At 38.0% G+C, this 17,949-nt stretch carries 16 protein-coding genes, 1 tRNA gene and 1 pseudogene; all 18 read left to right on the top strand.

Translation table 11 applies throughout. The features are described from left to right. Window positions 1–44: 44 nt before the first annotated feature. Window positions 45–115: transfer RNA gene (locus SOP96_RS18520), tRNA-Trp, on the top strand. A 12-nt stretch (window positions 116–127) separates the two neighbouring features. Continuing rightward, window positions 128–334: a preprotein translocase subunit SecE gene (secE, locus tag SOP96_RS18525; RefSeq protein WP_066437416.1), complete on the top strand. Its 207-nt coding sequence runs from the start codon at window positions 128–130 to the stop codon at window positions 332–334. Between the two features lie 21 nt (window positions 335–355). Beyond that, window positions 356–898, top strand: a complete 543-nt coding sequence (gene nusG, locus SOP96_RS18530) for a transcription termination/antitermination protein NusG (RefSeq protein WP_002976412.1) — start codon at window positions 356–358, stop codon at window positions 896–898. 122 nt (window positions 899–1,020) lie between these two features. Continuing rightward, complete coding sequence (locus SOP96_RS18535; RefSeq protein WP_326322367.1) at window positions 1,021–1,926, top strand: hypothetical protein; 906 nt, start codon at window positions 1,021–1,023, stop codon at window positions 1,924–1,926. A 143-nt stretch (window positions 1,927–2,069) separates the two neighbouring features. Next, window positions 2,070–2,516 carry a 50S ribosomal protein L11 gene (rplK, locus tag SOP96_RS18540; RefSeq protein ID WP_034702033.1) on the top strand — a complete coding sequence of 149 codons (447 nt, stop codon included), beginning with the start codon at window positions 2,070–2,072 and terminating at the stop codon, window positions 2,514–2,516. Window positions 2,517–2,527: 11 nt separating this feature from the next. Then, complete coding sequence (gene rplA / locus SOP96_RS18545; protein ID WP_326322368.1) at window positions 2,528–3,220, top strand: 50S ribosomal protein L1; 693 nt, start codon at window positions 2,528–2,530, stop codon at window positions 3,218–3,220. Window positions 3,221–3,237: 17 nt separating this feature from the next. Further along, complete coding sequence (gene rplJ, locus SOP96_RS18550) at window positions 3,238–3,831, top strand: 50S ribosomal protein L10 (protein ID WP_326322369.1); 594 nt, start codon at window positions 3,238–3,240, stop codon at window positions 3,829–3,831. Window positions 3,832–3,877: 46 nt separating this feature from the next. After that, a complete protein-coding gene (gene rplL, locus SOP96_RS18555) occupies window positions 3,878–4,246 on the top strand; it encodes a 50S ribosomal protein L7/L12 (protein ID WP_248388426.1) in 369 nt (122 codons plus the stop codon). A 652-nt stretch (window positions 4,247–4,898) separates the two neighbouring features. After that, the gene (gene rpoB, locus SOP96_RS18560) at window positions 4,899–8,720 is read left to right on the top strand and encodes a DNA-directed RNA polymerase subunit beta (RefSeq protein ID WP_326322370.1); all 3,822 of its coding nucleotides are present in this window, start codon (window positions 4,899–4,901) and stop codon (window positions 8,718–8,720) included. A gap of 165 nt (window positions 8,721–8,885) precedes the next feature. Continuing rightward, on the top strand, window positions 8,886–13,151 hold the full coding sequence (gene rpoC, locus SOP96_RS18565; protein WP_326322371.1) for a DNA-directed RNA polymerase subunit beta': 4,266 nt from the start codon (window positions 8,886–8,888) through the stop codon (window positions 13,149–13,151). A gap of 89 nt (window positions 13,152–13,240) precedes the next feature. Continuing rightward, window positions 13,241–13,546 (top strand): DUF3467 domain-containing protein, encoded by a 306-nt coding sequence (locus tag SOP96_RS18570; RefSeq protein WP_029295596.1) that lies wholly within the window; start codon window positions 13,241–13,243, stop codon window positions 13,544–13,546. A gap of 265 nt (window positions 13,547–13,811) precedes the next feature. Further along, on the top strand, window positions 13,812–14,423 hold the full coding sequence (locus tag SOP96_RS18575; RefSeq protein ID WP_326322372.1) for a Crp/Fnr family transcriptional regulator: 612 nt from the start codon (window positions 13,812–13,814) through the stop codon (window positions 14,421–14,423). A gap of 122 nt (window positions 14,424–14,545) precedes the next feature. Next, entirely contained in the window at window positions 14,546–15,391 is an 846-nt protein-coding gene (locus tag SOP96_RS18580; RefSeq protein ID WP_326322373.1) for a DUF5777 family beta-barrel protein, read from the top strand. 1 nt (window position 15,392) lies between these two features. Then, on the top strand, window positions 15,393–15,731 hold the full coding sequence (locus SOP96_RS18585) for a c-type cytochrome (protein ID WP_326322374.1): 339 nt from the start codon (window positions 15,393–15,395) through the stop codon (window positions 15,729–15,731). A 10-nt stretch (window positions 15,732–15,741) separates the two neighbouring features. After that, window positions 15,742–16,287, top strand: coding sequence for a YceI family protein (locus SOP96_RS18590; RefSeq protein WP_326322375.1), 546 nt, complete (start codon window positions 15,742–15,744; stop codon window positions 16,285–16,287). Then, window positions 16,284–16,811 carry an ankyrin repeat domain-containing protein gene (locus SOP96_RS18595; RefSeq protein WP_326322376.1) on the top strand — a complete coding sequence of 176 codons (528 nt, stop codon included), beginning with the start codon at window positions 16,284–16,286 and terminating at the stop codon, window positions 16,809–16,811. Before SOP96_RS18590 ends, SOP96_RS18595 begins: the two co-directional genes overlap by 4 nt. Before the next feature lie 3 nt (window positions 16,812–16,814). Further along, window positions 16,815–17,564: a DOMON domain-containing protein gene (locus SOP96_RS18600; RefSeq protein WP_326322377.1), complete on the top strand. Its 750-nt coding sequence runs from the start codon at window positions 16,815–16,817 to the stop codon at window positions 17,562–17,564. A gap of 182 nt (window positions 17,565–17,746) precedes the next feature. Then, window positions 17,747–17,949, top strand: a pseudogene (locus SOP96_RS18605) (alpha-ketoglutarate transporter); the annotation flags it as partial.

Raw genomic sequence — 17,949 nt, forward strand, 5'->3', positions numbered from 1 at the left:
AAAGGCTTCCGTAAGGAATTTCTTCACGGAAGCTTTTTTTAACTACGGGCATCGTCCAATGGTAGGATACCGGTCTCCAAAACCGTTGATCAGGGTTCGAGTCCTTGTGCCCGTGCAAATAACAATTATGAGTTCATTTATCGATTTTTTAAAAGGTTCTTATAACGAATTCAGGCATAAAGTTGAATGGCCAAAGTGGTCTGATTTGCAGTCTTCTACAATTGTAGTTACGGTTGCAACAGTTATTCTGGCGTTATTTACCTTTGGTGTTGATGAATTGTTTTCTAAAGCAATCAGCAACATAATAGGAATGCTTATCAACTTGTTCAATTAATAATAAAACTATTTTCCCATAATGAGCGAATTGAAGTGGTATGTGCTGAAAGCAATCAGCGGACAGGAAAATAAAGTGAAAAACTATATTGAGACCGAAATCAAACGTTTAGGGTTTGAGCAGTACGTTACTCAAGTGGTTATTCCTATGGAAAAGGTTATTCAGATCAGAAACGGTAAAAAAGTTCCTAAAGAAAGGCCTTACTATCCTGGATACCTGATGATTGAAGCTGATCTGATGGGAGAAATTCCTCACGTTATTAAGAACATTCCCGGAGTTATTTCATTCTTAAGCTTAACAAAAGGCGGAGATCCTGTTCCGATGAGAAAATCTGAAGTGAACAGAATGCTCGGAAGAATGGACGAACTTTCAGAATTTGCAAGCGATGTGGAAATTCCTTATGTAGTGGGTGAAAACGTTAAGGTAATTGACGGGCCGTTCAATGGATTCAACGGAACCGTTGAAAAAATCCTTGAAGATAAAAAGAAAATTGAAGTTTCAGTTTTGATCTTCGGAAGAAAAACGCCAATGGAGCTAAGCTACATGCAGGTAGAAAAAGTATAAATATTTTCTTAAAATATATAAGACCAATCTTGTTAATAAGATTGGTTTTTTTATGTCTATTTATTTATAAAGTAATCGCTTACTGGAGGAATCTTTTTTATTTTTGTATAAATTACAAAAATGTGAAAAAAAAATTATTGCTCTTATTCTTGGTATTATTTAAGATAAATTATGCCCAATCGCTTATTTATCATACAACCAATTACTTTGGTCCCAATGCCAATCCTGTTCCTGAATTTTCTGATGCAAGCATTCCGAAATATACTGAATTTTCTACGGCGGCAGATTATTACTATGGGTACGGAGATCAAACTATCTCAAACATATCCAAGCTGGAAATTCCTCTTATTGCTGAAAAGGTTTCTGTGAAAGCTTGGGCGGTAGTTCTGGAACATTTTTCTGTGTCAGATCAGGTTCTGTCGAGAAGGCAAATGCAGAAAAACGAAGGTTTTGCAACCGGAGATCTTTACATTCAATTGAGAATTAAGTTGTTGTCAGAAGATAAACTTAGGCCTGCGATTATTCTAAACTCAACATTAAAGACAGCTTCGGGAAGCGAGTTCAAAAACCGTAGATTTTTCAATACAGCAGGGTATTATTTTGATATAGAAATCGGTAAGTCAATTAAAATAAGTAATTTTTTTATTGATGAAATGCGTGTGGTTTCAAATTTAGGTTTTTTCTCTTGGGATATTCAGACACCCAATCTTAATGTGCAAGATGATGCAATACTATATGGAGAAAAATTAATTTTAAAACATAAGAATATTAGTCTTGAAAATACATTTTCAGGTTATAATGGTTGGGTAAATAGGGTTGAAGACTATGGCAATCGCCCTATAGTATTTGCTTCGAAACTCAATCTACATCGCAGAAAAGCAGTTTGGTTTGCGCAATATCAGCATGGGATAAGACACTTCCCTTACAAGCAGATACGTGTGGGAATACAATTTTCTCTTCAAAAGCTAACTCCAGATTTTTTAGAAAATAATTTAGATAAAAATAATAGTCTATTATTTTATTTCTGAATTTTAGCAAATTAACATTTGCTAATAAAAATATTTTTTATAATTTTGCAGTCCGAAAGTAGGTTTATCTAATGTGAGAGTGATAACCTGCTGAATAATAATGCTTCCAAACTCATTAATTATTCAAATTTAAAAAACAAACAATGGCTAAAAAAGTCTTTAAAATGGTAAAGCTTCAGGTGAAAGGTGGCGCAGCTAACCCTTCTCCACCGGTAGGTCCAGCATTGGGTTCTGCAGGTGTGAACATCATGGAGTTTTGTAAGCAATTTAACGGAAGAACTCAAGATAAGCCGGGACAAGTTTTACCTGTAGTAATTACAGTATACGAAGACAAATCTTTTGAATTCGTAATTAAAACTCCTCCTGCAGCTATCCAGTTAATGGATGCAGCTAAAATCAAAGGGGGTTCCGGAGAACCAAACAGGAACAAAGTAGGTTCTGTATCTTGGGATCAGGTGAAGAAAATCGCTGAAGATAAAATGACTGACCTTAACTGCTTTACAATGGATTCTGCAGTTTCTATGGTTGCAGGTACTGCTAGATCTATGGGATTAAGAGTAACAGGAACTAAACCAACTTTTAACGCTTAATACTTAGAGAAATGGCAAAATTGACTAAAAAGCAAAAGGAAGCTTTAAGCAAAATAGAAAAAGGAAGAATCTATAACCTTGAAGAAGGTTCAGCTCTTGTAAAAGAAGTGAACACTGCAAAGTTTGATGCTTCTGTAGATATCGCTGTAAGATTGGGTGTAGATCCAAGAAAAGCAAACCAAATGGTAAGAGGTGTGGTATCTCTTCCTCACGGAACCGGAAAGGATGTTAAAGTTTTGGCTTTAGTAACTCCTGATAAAGAAGCGGAAGCTAAAGAAGCTGGTGCTGATTACGTAGGTCTTGATGAATATTTACAAAAAATCAAAGAAGGTTGGACAGATGTTGACGTTATCGTTACAATGCCGGCTGTAATGGGTAAATTAGGACCATTAGGTAGAGTACTAGGACCAAGAGGTTTAATGCCGAACCCAAAATCAGGAACTGTAACGATGGAAATTGGTAAAGCAGTAACTGAAGTAAAAGCTGGTAAAATTGACTTTAAAGTAGACAAATACGGTATTATCCACGCTGGTATTGGTAAAGTATCTTTTGATGCTGCTAAAATCAAGGAAAATGCCCAGGAATTGATCTCTACTTTGATCAAAATGAAACCAACTGCCGCTAAGGGTACTTATGTGAAGTCTATTTATTTATCTTCTACAATGAGTCCTGGTATTGCAATCGATACTAAAGCTATTAACTAATACTAAATCCTAAGACAATGACAAAAGACCAAAAAGTTGTAGCGATACAAGAGATCAAAGATTTGCTTCAGGATGCTAAAGTAGTATATGTAGCTGATCTGGACGGTTTGAATGCTGCCAAATCTTCTGAATTCAGAAGACAGGCTTTCAAGCAAAATATCAAAGTGAAAGTGGTGAAAAATACACTTTTGCAAAAAGCAATGGAGCAGATTGACGGAGTGAATTTCTCTGAAATGTTCGAAACTTTCAAAGGGAACTCTGCATTAATGATTGCTGAAACAGCTAACGCTCCTGCAAAATTAATCAAAGACTTCAGAAAGAAAGAAGAAAAGCCTGCATTGAAATCAGCTTTCGTACAGGAAACCTTCTACCTGGGCGACAATAACCTTGATGCTTTAGTTAGCATCAAGTCCAGAGAAGAAATGATCGGTGAAATCATCGGATTACTTCAGTCTCCAATCCAGAGAGTTGTTTCTGCTCTTCAAAACAAACCTGAGACCGTAGAAGCTAAAGCTGAAGAAGCAGCTCCTGCAGTTGAAGAAACACCTGCTGCTGAAGCTCCGGAAGCTCCTGCTGCAGAAAGCACTGACGAAACGCCAGCTGCTGAATAATTACACTCAAAAAATTAAATAAATAATCAACAAAAACATTACAACAATGTCAGATTTAAAAAATTTAGCTGAAACGCTAGTAAACTTAACAGTAAAAGACGTAAACGAATTAGCTGCTATCCTTAAGGATGAGTACGGAATTGAGCCAGCTGCTGCTGCAGTTGTAGTTGCAGGTGGAGGTGCTGCTGAAGCTGCTGAAGAAAAAACTGAATTCGACGTAATTCTTAAGTCTGCAGGTGCTTCTAAATTAGCGATCGTTAAATTAGTAAAAGATTTAACGGGTGCTGGTCTTAAAGAAGCTAAAGATATCGTAGATGGTGCTCCTGCTCCAATCAAAACAGGTATCTCTAAAGACGAAGCTGAAGCGCTTAAGAAGCAATTAGAAGAAGCTGGTGCTGAAGTAGAAGTGAAATAATTTCATTAATCTATATTTATAAAGCCTGGACGTTTGTCCGGGCTTTTCTATTTTATTCAGAAGCTTGATCCCGCTATCCGCACTCGCTATTTCCTATTTTTTTGGCTGCGGCGGCGAAGCCGCCGCAGCCAAAAAAATAGGAAATGAGCTCAAACAGATGCTCCTATCGGGGCTATGGCTGTAAGGCTGACTTCAAACGATAGCACAAATAAGCAATTTCTCTAAAATGATCTCCTTGATAAATTCCCCTCCTCCAAAGGGGTGTCAAAAATTAATGAATACACAGCTATTCAAACTAAACTATACAAAAAATTGTAAATGTGGATAAATTTTCGTAAATTCGCATTCTCTTTTGGCGCGAAAAATTGTTTATAATTCTATAAAATACTATAAATCAACTCTTTCATTAAAATGAAAGGGCTTTGTTGTATATAGATATTATGACATTTCTGCCCCAAAAGTAATAAAAATATTTTGCATTACGCTGTGAAAAGATATACCAGTGTTGCAGTTAGAAAGAGCCAAGTGCAAAGTTAAAGATGAAGGTCCTTCGTGAGCGCCAAAACACTTTTACCTTATGTTTTTCTTGTCTTGTTTTTTCTGATATTTTTTAATGAATCAAAATATTTTTTAACCCTTTCTTAAAAGTTTTATGAGTAAAACAACAGCAACAACTAAGGGAACGCCGAGAATTAATTTCTCATCAGCAAAAGGAAAAATTATTACTCCTGACTTCCTGGACATCCAGATCGAGTCCTTTAAAGAGTTTTTCCAGCTGGATACGCTTCCTGAAGACAGAACGAATGAAGGTCTTTACAAGACTTTTCAGGAAAACTTCCCGATTACGGATTCCAGAAACCAGTTTGTACTGGAATTCTTGGATTATCTGGTAGATTCTCCGCGTTATTCAATCGATGAGTGTGTGGAAAGAGGATTGACCTATTCAGTTCCTCTTAAAGCAAGGCTTAAACTGTATTGTACAGACCCTGAACACGAAGATTTCCAAACCGTAGTTCAGGATGTATACTTAGGTCCGGTTCCTTATATGACTCCTAGTGGATCTTTCATCATCAATGGTGCCGAAAGAGTTATCGTTACCCAACTACACCGTTCACCTGGTGTATTCTTCGGGCAGACATACCACGCAAACGGAACCAAATTATACTATTCAAGAATTATCCCCTTCAAAGGATCTTGGATGGAATTTACAACCGATATCAACAGCGTTATGTACGCATATATCGACCGTAAGAAAAAATTACCATTAACAACTTTATTAAGAGCAATCGGTTATGAATCTGATAAGGACATCCTTCAGATCTTCGACCTTGCTGAAGAAGTGAAAGTTTCTAAAGCAGCCCTTAAAAAAGTAGAAGGAAGAACATTAGCTGCGAGAGTTTTGAACACCTGGTTCGAAGACTTCGTAGATGAAGATACAGGTGAAGTAGTTTCTATTGAAAGAAACGAAATCATCTTAGACAGAGAAACAATCCTTGAAAAAGAACATTTAGATCTTATTCTTGATGCTGGTGTGAAATCAATCTTAATTCACAAAGAAAACAGCAATGAATTCTCTATCATCCAGAATACATTACAGAAAGACCCTACCAACTCTGAAAAAGAAGCGGTAGAATATATCTACCGTCAGTTAAGAAACGCAGATCCGCCAGATGAGGAAACAGCAAGAGGAATCATCGAAAAATTATTCTTCTCTGAGCAAAGATATTCACTAGGGGAAGTTGGACGTTACAGGCTGAATAAAAAATTAGGTCTTAATATTCCTACGACCACTGAGGTTCTTACCAAAGAAGATATCATAGCGATCGTAAGGCACTTGATCGAATTGGTAAATTCTAAAGCTGAAGTTGATGACATCGACCACTTGTCCAACAGAAGAATTAAAACGGTTGGAGAGCAATTAGCAGGACAGTTTGGCGTAGGTCTTTCAAGAATCGCAAGAACAATCAAAGAAAGAATGAACGTTAGAGATAACGAAATCTTTACTCCGCTTGATCTTGTTAATGCTAAAACCTTAACATCAGTCATCAACTCATTCTTTGGTACCAATCAGCTTTCTCAGTTCATGGACCAAACCAACCCGCTTTCAGAAATTACGCACAAGCGTAGACTTTCTGCACTAGGGCCTGGAGGTTTATCAAGAGAAAGAGCAGGTTTCGAGGTACGAGACGTTCACCATACCCACTACGGAAGAATTTGTCCGATCGAAACTCCGGAAGGGCCAAACATCGGTTTGATTTCATCTTTAGGTATTTATGCTAAAATCAACAGGCTTGGTTTCATCGAAACACCCTACAGAAAAGTAGAAAATAGTAAAGTTGAACTTAACGCAGATCCTATCTACTTAAATGCAGAAGACGAAGAATCTAAAGTAATTGCTCAGGCAAACGTTGAATTAAGCGACAACGGAGACTTTGAAACAGACAGAATTATTGCAAGACTGGATGGTGATTATCCCGTAGTTGAACCAAATCAGGTTGACCTTATCGACGTTGCGCCAAACCAGATTTCCGGTATTTCCGCTTCATTAATTCCATTCCTGGAACATGATGATGCGAACCGTGCATTGATGGGATCAAACATGATGCGTCAGGCAGTTCCTCTATTGAAGCCACAGGCTCCGATTGTGGGTACAGGGCTTGAGCAGCAGGTCGCAAGAGATTCAAGAATTTTAATTAACGCCGAAGGTACAGGAACTGTAGAATATGTAGATGCTGATAAAATCGTTATCAAATACGAAAGAAGCGAAGATGAGGATTTAGTACAGTTTGAGTCTGCTACGAAAACATATAACTTAACTAAGTTCAGAAAAACCAACCAGAGTACAACCATTACCCTAAGACCAAACGTAAGAGTAGGTGATGTAGTGGAAAAAGGACAGGTGCTTTGCGATGGTTATGCTACAGAAAAAGGAGAATTGGCCCTTGGTAGAAACTTAGTGGTTGCGTTCATGCCTTGGAAAGGATACAACTTCGAGGATGCAATCGTAATCAACGAAAAAGTAGTTCGTGAAGACTGGTTTACTTCAATTCACGTAGATGAATATTCTCTGGAAGTTCGTGATACCAAATTAGGTATGGAAGAGCTTACAGCAGATATTCCGAACGTTTCTGAAGAAGCTACCAAAGATCTTGACGAAAACGGTATGATCAGAATCGGTGCCGAAGTGAAGCCTGGAGATATCATGATTGGTAAAATCACTCCAAAAGGTGAATCTGACCCGACTCCTGAAGAAAAACTCTTAAGGGCGATTTTCGGTGACAAAGCCGGTGATGTGAAAGATGCTTCATTAAAAGCAGATTCATCATTAAGAGGTGTTGTGATCGACAAGAAATTGTTCTCAAGAAACATTAAAGATAAAAAGAAAAGAACTGAGGAAAAACTTAAGCTTGAAGAAATTGAAAACACTTACAAAGCTAAGTTTGATGATTTGAGAAATACTTTAATTGAAAAATTAAATACGCTGGTAAGCGGTAAAACTTCTCAGGGAGTGAAAAATGACCTTGACGAGGAAATCATCGGTAAAGGCGTGAAGTTCACTCACAAATTATTGACTTCAGTTGAAGATTACGTAAACGTTAGCGGTTCAGACTGGACGGTTGACAACGATAAAAATGAATTAATCAAACAATTAATTCACAACTACAAAATCAAGTACAACGATATTCAAGGAGTTAAAAACCGTGAGAAATTTGCAATTTCAATCGGGGATGAACTTCCTGCAGGGATCATGAAGTTGGCTAAAGTGTATATCGCTAAAAAACGTAAACTGAATGTAGGGGATAAAATGGCGGGACGTCACGGTAACAAAGGTATCGTTTCGAGAATCGTTCGTGAAGAAGATATGCCATTCCTTGAAGACGGAACACCGGTAGATATCGTATTGAATCCGCTTGGGGTACCTTCGCGTATGAACATCGGTCAGATCTATGAAACAGTTCTTGGTTGGGCTGGTCAGAAATTAGGATTGAAGTTCGCTACACCCATCTTCGACGGAGCAAGTCTTGATCAGATCACTGAATATACTGAGAAAGCAGGTCTTCCTAAATTTGGTCACACCTATCTTTACGATGGTGGTACCGGAGAAAGATTTACACAGGCAGCGACAGTGGGTGTGATCTACATGCTGAAATTAGGACACATGGTTGATGACAAGATGCACGCACGTTCTATCGGTCCATATTCATTGATTACTCAGCAGCCGTTAGGAGGTAAAGCTCAGTTCGGTGGACAGAGATTCGGGGAAATGGAGGTTTGGGCTCTTGAAGCATTCGGAGCATCCAATATCCTTAGAGAGATCCTTACTGTGAAGTCGGATGACGTGATTGGTAGAGCGAAAACTTACGAAGCCATTGCAAAAGGTGAATCCATGCCAGAACCAGGTATTCCGGAATCATTTAATGTATTGCTTCACGAGTTACAAGGTCTTGGATTAGACGTAAGATTGGAGGAGTAATTATTAATTTTTGTTAATTAATAATGTTTCAATAGCGGCGGGCTTTAGCCCGTCCATATAAATAAAATTGACAATTTGGCTTTAGCCTAAATTTAATTTAAATGGTTTTGATTTAAAGGGACATCACCTGAAACTTTAAATATCAAACCTTAAACCGAAAAAATTATGTCAAATAAAAATAAATCAAGTAGATTTAATAAAATAACCATCGGTTTAGCTTCACCGGAATCGATTCTTCAGGAGTCAAGAGGGGAAGTTCTTAAGCCGGAAACTATTAACTACAGAACGCATAAGCCTGAAAGAGACGGTTTGTTCTGTGAAAAAATCTTCGGTCCTGTAAAAGATTATGAATGTGCTTGTGGTAAATACAAGAGAATTCGTTACAAAGGGATCGTTTGTGACCGTTGCGGAGTAGAAGTTACAGAGAAAAAAGTACGTAGAGAAAGAATTGGGCATATCAACCTTGTTGTGCCTATCGCTCACATCTGGTATTTCCGTTCTTTACCGAACAAAATCGGTTACCTTTTAGGAATTCCTTCCAAGAAATTGGATATGATCATCTACTATGAAAGATATGTAGTGATTCAGCAGGGTATTGCTAAAAAATTAGACGGTTCAGATTTCGATAACATGGAGTTCTTAACAGAAGAAGAGTATCTTGATATTATGGAAACTCTTCCGATTGAGAACCAATATCTTGATGATTCCGATCCGAACAAATTCATCGCTAAAATGGGTGCTGAAGCGGTTGAGGAATTATTAAAAAGAATCGATCTTGATGCATTGTCTTTCGATTTAAGACACAAAGCGCACAATGAAGGTTCAAAACAAAGAAGAACTGAGGCTTTAAAAAGATTGAACGTTGTAGAAGCATTAAGAGGTGCCAATACAAGAATGATCAATAAGCCTGAGTGGATGATTATGCGTGTGCTTCCTGTGATCCCACCGGAATTAAGACCATTGGTTCCGTTGGATGGGGGACGTTTCGCTACATCCGATTTAAATGACCTTTACAGAAGAGTAATCATCAGAAACAACCGTTTGAAAAGATTATTGGAGATCAAAGCTCCGGAAGTAATCTTGAGAAACGAAAAGCGTATGCTTCAGGAATCTGTAGATTCACTATTCGATAACACAAGAAAATCTTCAGCCGTAAAATCTGAATCAAACAGACCTTTAAAATCACTTTCAGATTCATTGAAAGGGAAGCAGGGTCGTTTCCGTCAGAACTTATTAGGAAAAAGGGTAGATTACTCTGCGCGTTCCGTAATTGTTGTAGGTCCGAACTTACAGCTTCACGAGTGTGGTATTCCTAAAGATATGGCTGCGGAACTTTACAAACCGTTCATCATCAGAAAACTGATTGAAAGAGGAATTGTAAAAACAGTAAAATCTGCAAAGAGAATCATCGATAGAAAAGAACCTGTAGTTTATGATATCCTTGAAAACGTGATGAAAGGTCACCCTGTTCTACTGAACAGAGCACCTACGCTTCACAGACTTGGTATTCAGGCTTTCCAGCCTAAAATGATTGAAGGAAAAGCGATTCAGCTTCACCCGTTGGTAACTACGGCATTCAACGCCGATTTCGACGGTGACCAGATGGCGGTACATTTACCGTTAGGTCCTGAAGCAATCCTTGAAGCTCAGTTATTAATGTTAGGTTCTCAGAACATCTTGAACCCGGCAAACGGTTCTCCGATTACGGTACCTTCTCAGGACATGGTTCTTGGTCTTTATTTCATGACTAAAGAATTAAGCTCTACAGAAGATATGAAAGTGAAAGGTGAAGGCCTTGCATTCTATTCTCCTGAAGAAGCGGAAATCGCTTATGCTGAAGGCAGAGTATCTTTAAATGCTAAAGTAAGATGCAGACTTCCGATCAAAGAAAACGGTGAAATCGTTACGAGACTTATCGAAACTTCTGTGGGTAGAATCTTATTCAACCAGATTGTACCTAAAAAAGTAGGATATATCAATGAGCTTCTTACTAAGAAATCACTGAGAAACGTTATCGGTAAAATCCTTGCTGAAACCGACTTCCCTACAACAGTGAAGTTCCTGGATGCAATGAAAGATTTAGGATATTCAAACGCATTTAAAGGAGGGCTTTCTTTCTCATTAGGAGACATCGTGGTTCCTGTTGAGAAAAAGCAGATGATTGCACAATCTATCGAAGCTGTAGACGAAATTAGAGCCAACTACAACATGGGTCTTATTACTGATACAGAACGTTATAACCAGGTAATCGACGTTTGGACAAACACCAACGCCGGATTAACGGAAATGATCATGAGCAGAATGAAAGTGGATCAGGGTGGTTTCAACTCTGTGTACATGATGCTTGACTCCGGAGCAAGGGGTTCTAAGGAGCAGATCCGTCAGTTATCAGGGATGAGAGGTTTGATGGCAAAACCGCAGAAAGCCGGTTCTACCGGAGCGGAGATCATCGAAAACCCGATCCTTGCCAACTTTAAAGAAGGCCTTTCCATCTTGGAATACTTTATCTCTACCCACGGTGCCCGTAAAGGTCTTGCAGATACCGCTCTTAAGACGGCTGATGCAGGTTACTTAACGAGAAGATTGGTAGACGTTGCACAAGACGTTATCGTTACAGAAGACGACTGTGGAACTTTAAGAGGTACAGAAGTTACTGCGCTTAAGAAAAATGACGAGATTGTTGAAAGAATCTCTGAAAGAATCTTAGGTAGAGTTTCTTTACATAATATTTACGATCCTGAAAGTGATGAATTAATCGCTGAAGCAGACCAGGTAATCTCTGAAGCATTAGCTAAGAGAATCGAGGAAGCCGGATTAGAAGCTGTTGAAGTTCGTTCACCATTAACTTGTGAAGCTAAGAAAGGCATCTGTGCAAAATGTTACGGTAGAAACTTAGCAACAGGTAAAATGATTCACATGGGTGAAGCGGTAGGAGTAATTGCAGCACAATCCATCGGGGAACCGGGAACTCAGCTTACGTTGAGAACCTTCCACCAGGGGGGTACTGCAGGAAACGTATCCGAAAATCCATCCATCGTTGCAAGAAGAGACGGTATCGTTGAAATGGATGAAGTAAGAACCATTACTTCTGAAGATGAAAACGGTAATACAGCGGAAGTAGTAGTTTCCCGTTCAACAGAATTCAGATTGGTTGCCGATAATGAGTCAAGAACTCCATTAATGGTGGCCAACGTACCTTACGGTTCCATATTAGCAGTAAAACCTGGTGATAAAGTGAAGAAAGGAGACGTGATCTGTAGATGGGATCCGTATAATGCGGTTATCATTGCTGAAACTGCCGGTAAGGTAGAATATGAAGATATCATCCAGGGGGTTTCATTCCAATTGGAGATTGACGAACAGACAGGATTTGAAGAGAAAGTAATCTCTGAATCCAGAAACAAGAAAGCCGTACCTACTTTGAAGGTGGTAGATTCTAAAGGAGTTGAGCAGAAAGCATACAACTTACCGGTAGGAGCCCACTTAATGGTAAACGATGGTGAGAAAATTAAGGCGGGTAAAGTCTTAATCAAAATCCCAAGAAAATCTGCAAAAGCAGGGGATATCACCGGAGGTCTTCCGAGAGTTACCGAATTATTCGAAGCCAGAAACCCTTCAAACCCGGCAGTGGTTACAGAAATCGACGGGGTAGTTTCTTACGGAAAAATCAAGAGAGGTAACCGAGAATTGATCGTGGAAGCTAAAACTGGTGAGAGAAAAATTTATTTGGTTAAATTATCCAACCAGATTTTGGTACAGGAGAATGACTTCGTAAGAGCTGGTTCGCCCCTTTCTGACGGGTCCATCACTCCGGACGATATCTTGAGAATCAAAGGCCCAACGGCTGTTCAGGAATATTTAGTAAACGAAATTCAGGAAGTTTACCGTCTTCAGGGGGTAAAAATTGACGACAAGCACTTTGAAATCATCGTAAGACAGATGATGACAAAAGTATCCATCGTTGACGGAGGTGATACTCAATTCCTTGAAGGAGCGCTTGAACACAAATATGACTTCCTGGAAGAAAACAACAGAGTATTCGGATTGAAAGTAGTTGTAGAGGCTGGAGATTCTAAAATATTCAAACCGGGACAGATGATTACGGCAAGAGAATTAAGAGATGAAAACTCTAAGTTGAAGCGTGAAGATCAGGCTTTGGTAGAAGTGAGAGATGCTTTGCCAGCAACAGCAACACCTGTATTGCAAGGGATTACAAGAGCTGCGCTTCAGACGAAATCATTCATGTCTGCAGCATCATTCCAGGAAACAACAAAGGTTCTTAACGAAGCTGCGGTTGCCGGAAAAGTAGACTATCTGGGAGGTCTTAAAGAAAATGTAATTGTAGGACACAGAATTCCTGCAGGTACAGGTCTTAAAGAATATCAGAATGTAATCGTTGGTTCTAAGAAAGAATTCGAAGATCTTAACTAAAATTCATAATTTGAAATTTGAGGTTTGAAATTATTTTTATACTTTCACAATCTCAAATTTCGAATTTTTTAAAATATAATTTATAACAAATGGACAACAATCAAAACCCACAAGACGGAAACATCAACATCGAATTAAACGAAATGGTAGCAGCTGGGATCTATGCAAATTTAGCTTTGGTAAACCACTCTCCATCTGAGTTTGTAGTAGATTTCATCCAGTTAATGCCGGGTGTACAGCAGGCAAAAGTAAGATCAAGAGTAATTCTTGCCCCGCTTCACGCAAAAAGAGTACTTTCTGCTCTTCAACAAAATATTGCTAACTATGAGCAGCAATTCGGAGAAATCAAAGAAGTTGAACCTTTCGTATTAGGAGGAAACAACGTAAACGCTTAAGATTTACTCATAATCATACAGAAGTGCTCCATTTTTATGGGGCATTTTTTTTATGATGAAATATTGCTATTAAATGGTAAAAATGCTTTGTGAAGTGAATTAGTATCAGCTGAAATACAATATTACTGGTAATTTTCTATTTATTTATAAATCTTGTTAATAGATCAAAAAATAAAAAACGGAATATACAATTTTATATCTTTGTTTCAAGATATGGTATTAAGATATGATAAATAATCAGTTTGTTCGCAGTAAATTTGGTTTTTTGGGCGAACAATTTTTAAGCGAGCTTAATAAAACTGCAGTCGTCACGGAAGTGAAGGCAAAGACTGAAATTATTCGTGAAGGTCAGAAGAACAAATTCGTACCCTTTCTCATTAAAGGGTCTGTAAGAGTTTTTACATTGAATGACGGCCGTGAACTTATCTATTATTATATCAGAACTAATGACAGCTGTCTGATGACATTTTCTTCCATCTTTACAGATTGTATCAGCAGGGTGTATGCTGTTGCAGAAGAAGATTCTCAAATAATGCTGATTCCAATATCAATAATCCACGAATGGCTGGTTGCATATCCTCAAATCAACCGTGTTTTTTATCATGAATACGACAAAAGATTTTCAGACGTAATGAGCATGGTAAATGATGCTGTTTTCCACAGGCTTGATAAGAGAGTTTTAAATTATATTAAGCAGCAGATTTCCATTACAGGGTGCAATCCCATCAAACTTACCCATCGGGAAATTGCAAACAACCTTGGTACTTCAAGAGAAGTGGTAAGCCGCGTCCTGAAAAAAATTGAAAACGAAGGCGAAATTTCACAAACAAAAGAAGGTATAAAATTGCCTGTAAATGAAAATGTTACACAAGGCTGATACATTGTATTTAATTAATTTAACAATTTAATTGATAAAAACAATCCGCTCGGTGACTTTTATCACGTACTTTTGATACCATAAGTATCTAAGTTTGTCATATAAACTATAATAGAAATTGTATGACAAAAACTTTATTATTTTTGTCAGTATTAATATCAGGCTTCACCTTTGCACAGGATGACCTTTTGAAAGATATTGACACCATTCAAACAAAAAACACAGACACTTCCCAGCCTGCTTTTAAGGCACTGCAGATTGTTACAGGGCAATCTACGAAGCTTCCCGCAAAAAAAGAATGGTACATCATTGTTGCACACCGTTTCGGTGACGTAAGCAAAGGATTCAAAGATTTTTTCGGGCTTGATGATGCTTCTACCAAGCTTGGAGTTATCTACGGAGCTACAGAATGGCTTTCCTTAAATTTATCAAGAGAAACCAATCAGAAAACTTTTGAAGGAGGCGTAAAATACAGATTAGCAAGGCAGAATGATAATTTCCCGGTTGACCTTGTAGGATATAATGTATTGGCCGTGAATACAGAACTGAGTAAAGACAATTATCCTCACATCAGGTTTGCAGACAGGCTTTCCTATCTATCCCAGGCTTTAATTTCCAGAAGATTTAATGATAATTTTTCATTGCAGTTGACACCGTCCTATATTCATAAGAATCTCTATGAACCTGCCATTGAAGATAAAGATCAGTTTCTGGCAGGTCTCGGAGGAAGATACAAGATTTCAAAAAGGGTATCCATCAACGCAGAATATTTCGTGAATTTTGATAGCCACAGCTTCTATAAAAATCCTCTTTCAGTTGGGATGGATATTGAAACCGGCGGGCATGTTTTCCAGCTGTTGTTTACCAATTCACAAATCAATTCAGATATCGGCTATCTTACCAATGCAACAGGAAAGTGGAAAAAGGGACAGATTTTCTTCGGGTTTAATCTTTATAGAGTTTTTTAATATGAAAAAATGTATTTATATCATTTCATCAGCAATATTATTAATTGCATGTGAAAGCAGAACCTATGAAGAGATTTCTGATAATACTCCTGTTGCAGAAAATGTTACCTACAACAAGGATGTTAAAGCTATTATTGATGCCAACTGCGTAAGCTGCCATTCTCCCGGTGTATTGGCTTTAACCAATTATACCGAGGTTAAAAATAATATCGATAATATTATAGACCGCATCAGCAGGCCCAACGGAGATCCGCTGAAAATGCCTCAGGGCGGAAGTTTATCACCCTCACAAATCAACATCATCACTAAATGGAAAACCGATGGTCTTTCTGAAAATTAAAAAAAATATTATGAAAAAGCTGGCCATACTCATTATATTAATAATATCCGGTAATTTATTTTTTGCCCAGAAGTATATGTCTAAAACAGGAAAGGTAACCTTCGAAGCATCGGTTCCGCTTTTTGAAGACGTTTTTGCACAAGACGACAATAATGTTGTAGTGCTCAATGCAGACAATGGCGATATTGCATCGGTTTCGGTTGTTAAAAACTTTCATTTCAAAACCAAACTGATGGAAGAGCATTTCAATGAAAGCTACGCAGAAACGGCTAAATTTCCGAAGACTACCTTCTCCGGTAAAATTGTAAATTTTGATAAGTCAAAACTTTCTGCTTCCCCTCAAAAATATACCGTACAGGGAACCCTTAATTTTCATGGAGTGGCAAAGGCATACACATCAACCGCAACAATGTATGCCAAAGATGGGAAAATTTATTTAAGTGGAAAATTCTCAGTTAAGGCTGCTGATCATAAGGTCACAATCCCTAAAATGGTTACAAAAAAGGTTGCCGAAACGGTGAATGTTGAATATAATTATGTTTTGGTAAAACAATGAAAAAGCTGATATTACTATTAACTGTGTTTCTGGGATTCACGTTTACAATGGCCCAGGACAAAGCAAAATCAATTTTTGATATTGCCCGTACAGGAACTATTGAAGAAGTGAAAGAACTGATGAAAGAGAATTCTGATGTCATCAATCAAACCAATGAAAGCGGCTTTACACCACTCATTCTTGCCTGTTACAGAGGAAATGTTGAAGTTGCCAAATTTCTGACAGATCATGTAAAAGATGTAAACTACAAAAGCGGAGACGGAACCGCACTTTCGGGACTTGCCGTGAAATACAATAAGGATCTTGTAGAATATCTTCTGAAAAATAATGCCGATCCTAATGTCCCGGATGCTAATGGTGTAACGCCGTTGTTCTGGGCCGTAAAATTTGGAAATAAAGAGCTGACGGAACTGCTCCTCAAATACAAAGCTGATAAAACCGTAAAAGATTCACAGGGAATGACTCCTTTTGAATATGCCCTGCAGACCAATAATAAAGAAATAATTAATCTCTTAAAAAATTAATATATGAAAAAAATTCTACTCACATTATCAATGGCTCTGGCATCTTCGCTCGGAGCACAGTTTTTCTCAACAGGTACGGTGAATTTACCCACCGCCTCCATGACGGTAAAAATCGTTACCAATCCTACAACCGTTACTTTGACTTTAACGGGTGACAGCAATTCAATGTTGGCAATAGGTTTCGGAAACAATGGAATGGCATCTGGTACAGACGGCTTTATTTATAATTCTTCTGCCAACAGAGATTATGGATTTAATGGTATAGGAGTAACTCCTTCAGCCGACGGTTCACAAGACTGGACGGTTACTTCCAACACCGTATCCGGAAGCACTCGAACTATTATTGCAACAAGAAGTTTAACAGGTGGTTCGGGAGATTTTGTAATCTCCAATGATAATACCAGTATTGATATTTTCTACGCAAGAAGAGCCGGAAATTTAGCCATAGGAAATCACGGTGCGTTGAGAGATTATGCAACGTTAACCAGAACTTCCGTATTGGCAACGGATGAAGTAACTGCGGAAAACAAAAACATTATTTTATATCCAAATCCGGCAAAAGAAACGGTAAGCATTAAAAATGGAGAAAAAATAAGATCAGTAAACATTTTTGAAGCTACGGGAAGAAAAATAAAAACCATGAAATTGGATGGTAAGGAAATCAATATTTCCGATCTGAAATCCGGTAATTATTATTTTGAAATGACTTTAAAAGACGGATCCACTGTTTTTGAACAACTCATTAAAGAATAAACGAAACTCCTTTTAAAATATAATTTCGGGGCGGCGGCGAAGCCGCCGCCCCGAAATTTACCATAATCAGCATACTTACTAAAGTTTTCGTACTGATAATTCAGATTACCTTCATTATATTTTAAAGAAAATTTTTACCAAAGCATCTTTTCCATATATCGAAAAAGAAATATCTTTCCGGTATGAAAACTTCTCAAATTACAACTTCCGGTAGAATCAAAGCTATTGTAGGCGGATCCATCGGAAATCTTGTTGAATGGTACGATTGGTATGCTTACGCAGCATTTGCCATTTACTTTTCAAATTCATTCTTTCCCGATTCTGATATGACCGCACAGCTGCTAAATACTGCGGGGATTTTTGCCGTCGGGTTTCTTATGCGTCC

Origin of the sequence: Chryseobacterium salviniae, assembly GCF_035819015.1 — a bacterium.
GTDB lineage: Bacteria > Bacteroidota > Bacteroidia > Flavobacteriales > Weeksellaceae > Chryseobacterium > Chryseobacterium salviniae.

Excerpts from the sequence above, each read along its gene's own strand:
- SOP96_RS18595 (WP_326322376.1), top strand. The coding sequence starts at position 16,284 with ATGAAAAAGCTGATATTACTATTAACTGTGTTTCTGGGATTCACGTTT.
- rplL (WP_248388426.1), top strand. The coding sequence starts at position 3,878 with ATGTCAGATTTAAAAAATTTAGCTGAAACGCTAGTAAACTTAACAGTA.
- rpoB (WP_326322370.1), top strand. The coding sequence starts at position 4,899 with ATGAGTAAAACAACAGCAACAACTAAGGGAACGCCGAGAATTAATTTC.
- SOP96_RS18600 (WP_326322377.1), top strand. The coding sequence starts at position 16,815 with ATGAAAAAAATTCTACTCACATTATCAATGGCTCTGGCATCTTCGCTC.
- SOP96_RS18590 (WP_326322375.1), top strand. The coding sequence starts at position 15,742 with ATGAAAAAGCTGGCCATACTCATTATATTAATAATATCCGGTAATTTA.
- SOP96_RS18585 (WP_326322374.1), top strand. The coding sequence starts at position 15,393 with ATGAAAAAATGTATTTATATCATTTCATCAGCAATATTATTAATTGCA.
- rplK (WP_034702033.1), top strand. The coding sequence starts at position 2,070 with ATGGCTAAAAAAGTCTTTAAAATGGTAAAGCTTCAGGTGAAAGGTGGC.
- nusG (WP_002976412.1), top strand. The coding sequence starts at position 356 with ATGAGCGAATTGAAGTGGTATGTGCTGAAAGCAATCAGCGGACAGGAA.
- SOP96_RS18580 (WP_326322373.1), top strand. The coding sequence starts at position 14,546 with ATGACAAAAACTTTATTATTTTTGTCAGTATTAATATCAGGCTTCACC.
- rplA (WP_326322368.1), top strand. The coding sequence starts at position 2,528 with ATGGCAAAATTGACTAAAAAGCAAAAGGAAGCTTTAAGCAAAATAGAA.
- rpoC (WP_326322371.1), top strand. The coding sequence starts at position 8,886 with ATGTCAAATAAAAATAAATCAAGTAGATTTAATAAAATAACCATCGGT.
- secE (WP_066437416.1), top strand. The coding sequence starts at position 128 with ATGAGTTCATTTATCGATTTTTTAAAAGGTTCTTATAACGAATTCAGG.
- SOP96_RS18570 (WP_029295596.1), top strand. The coding sequence starts at position 13,241 with ATGGACAACAATCAAAACCCACAAGACGGAAACATCAACATCGAATTA.
- rplJ (WP_326322369.1), top strand. The coding sequence starts at position 3,238 with ATGACAAAAGACCAAAAAGTTGTAGCGATACAAGAGATCAAAGATTTG.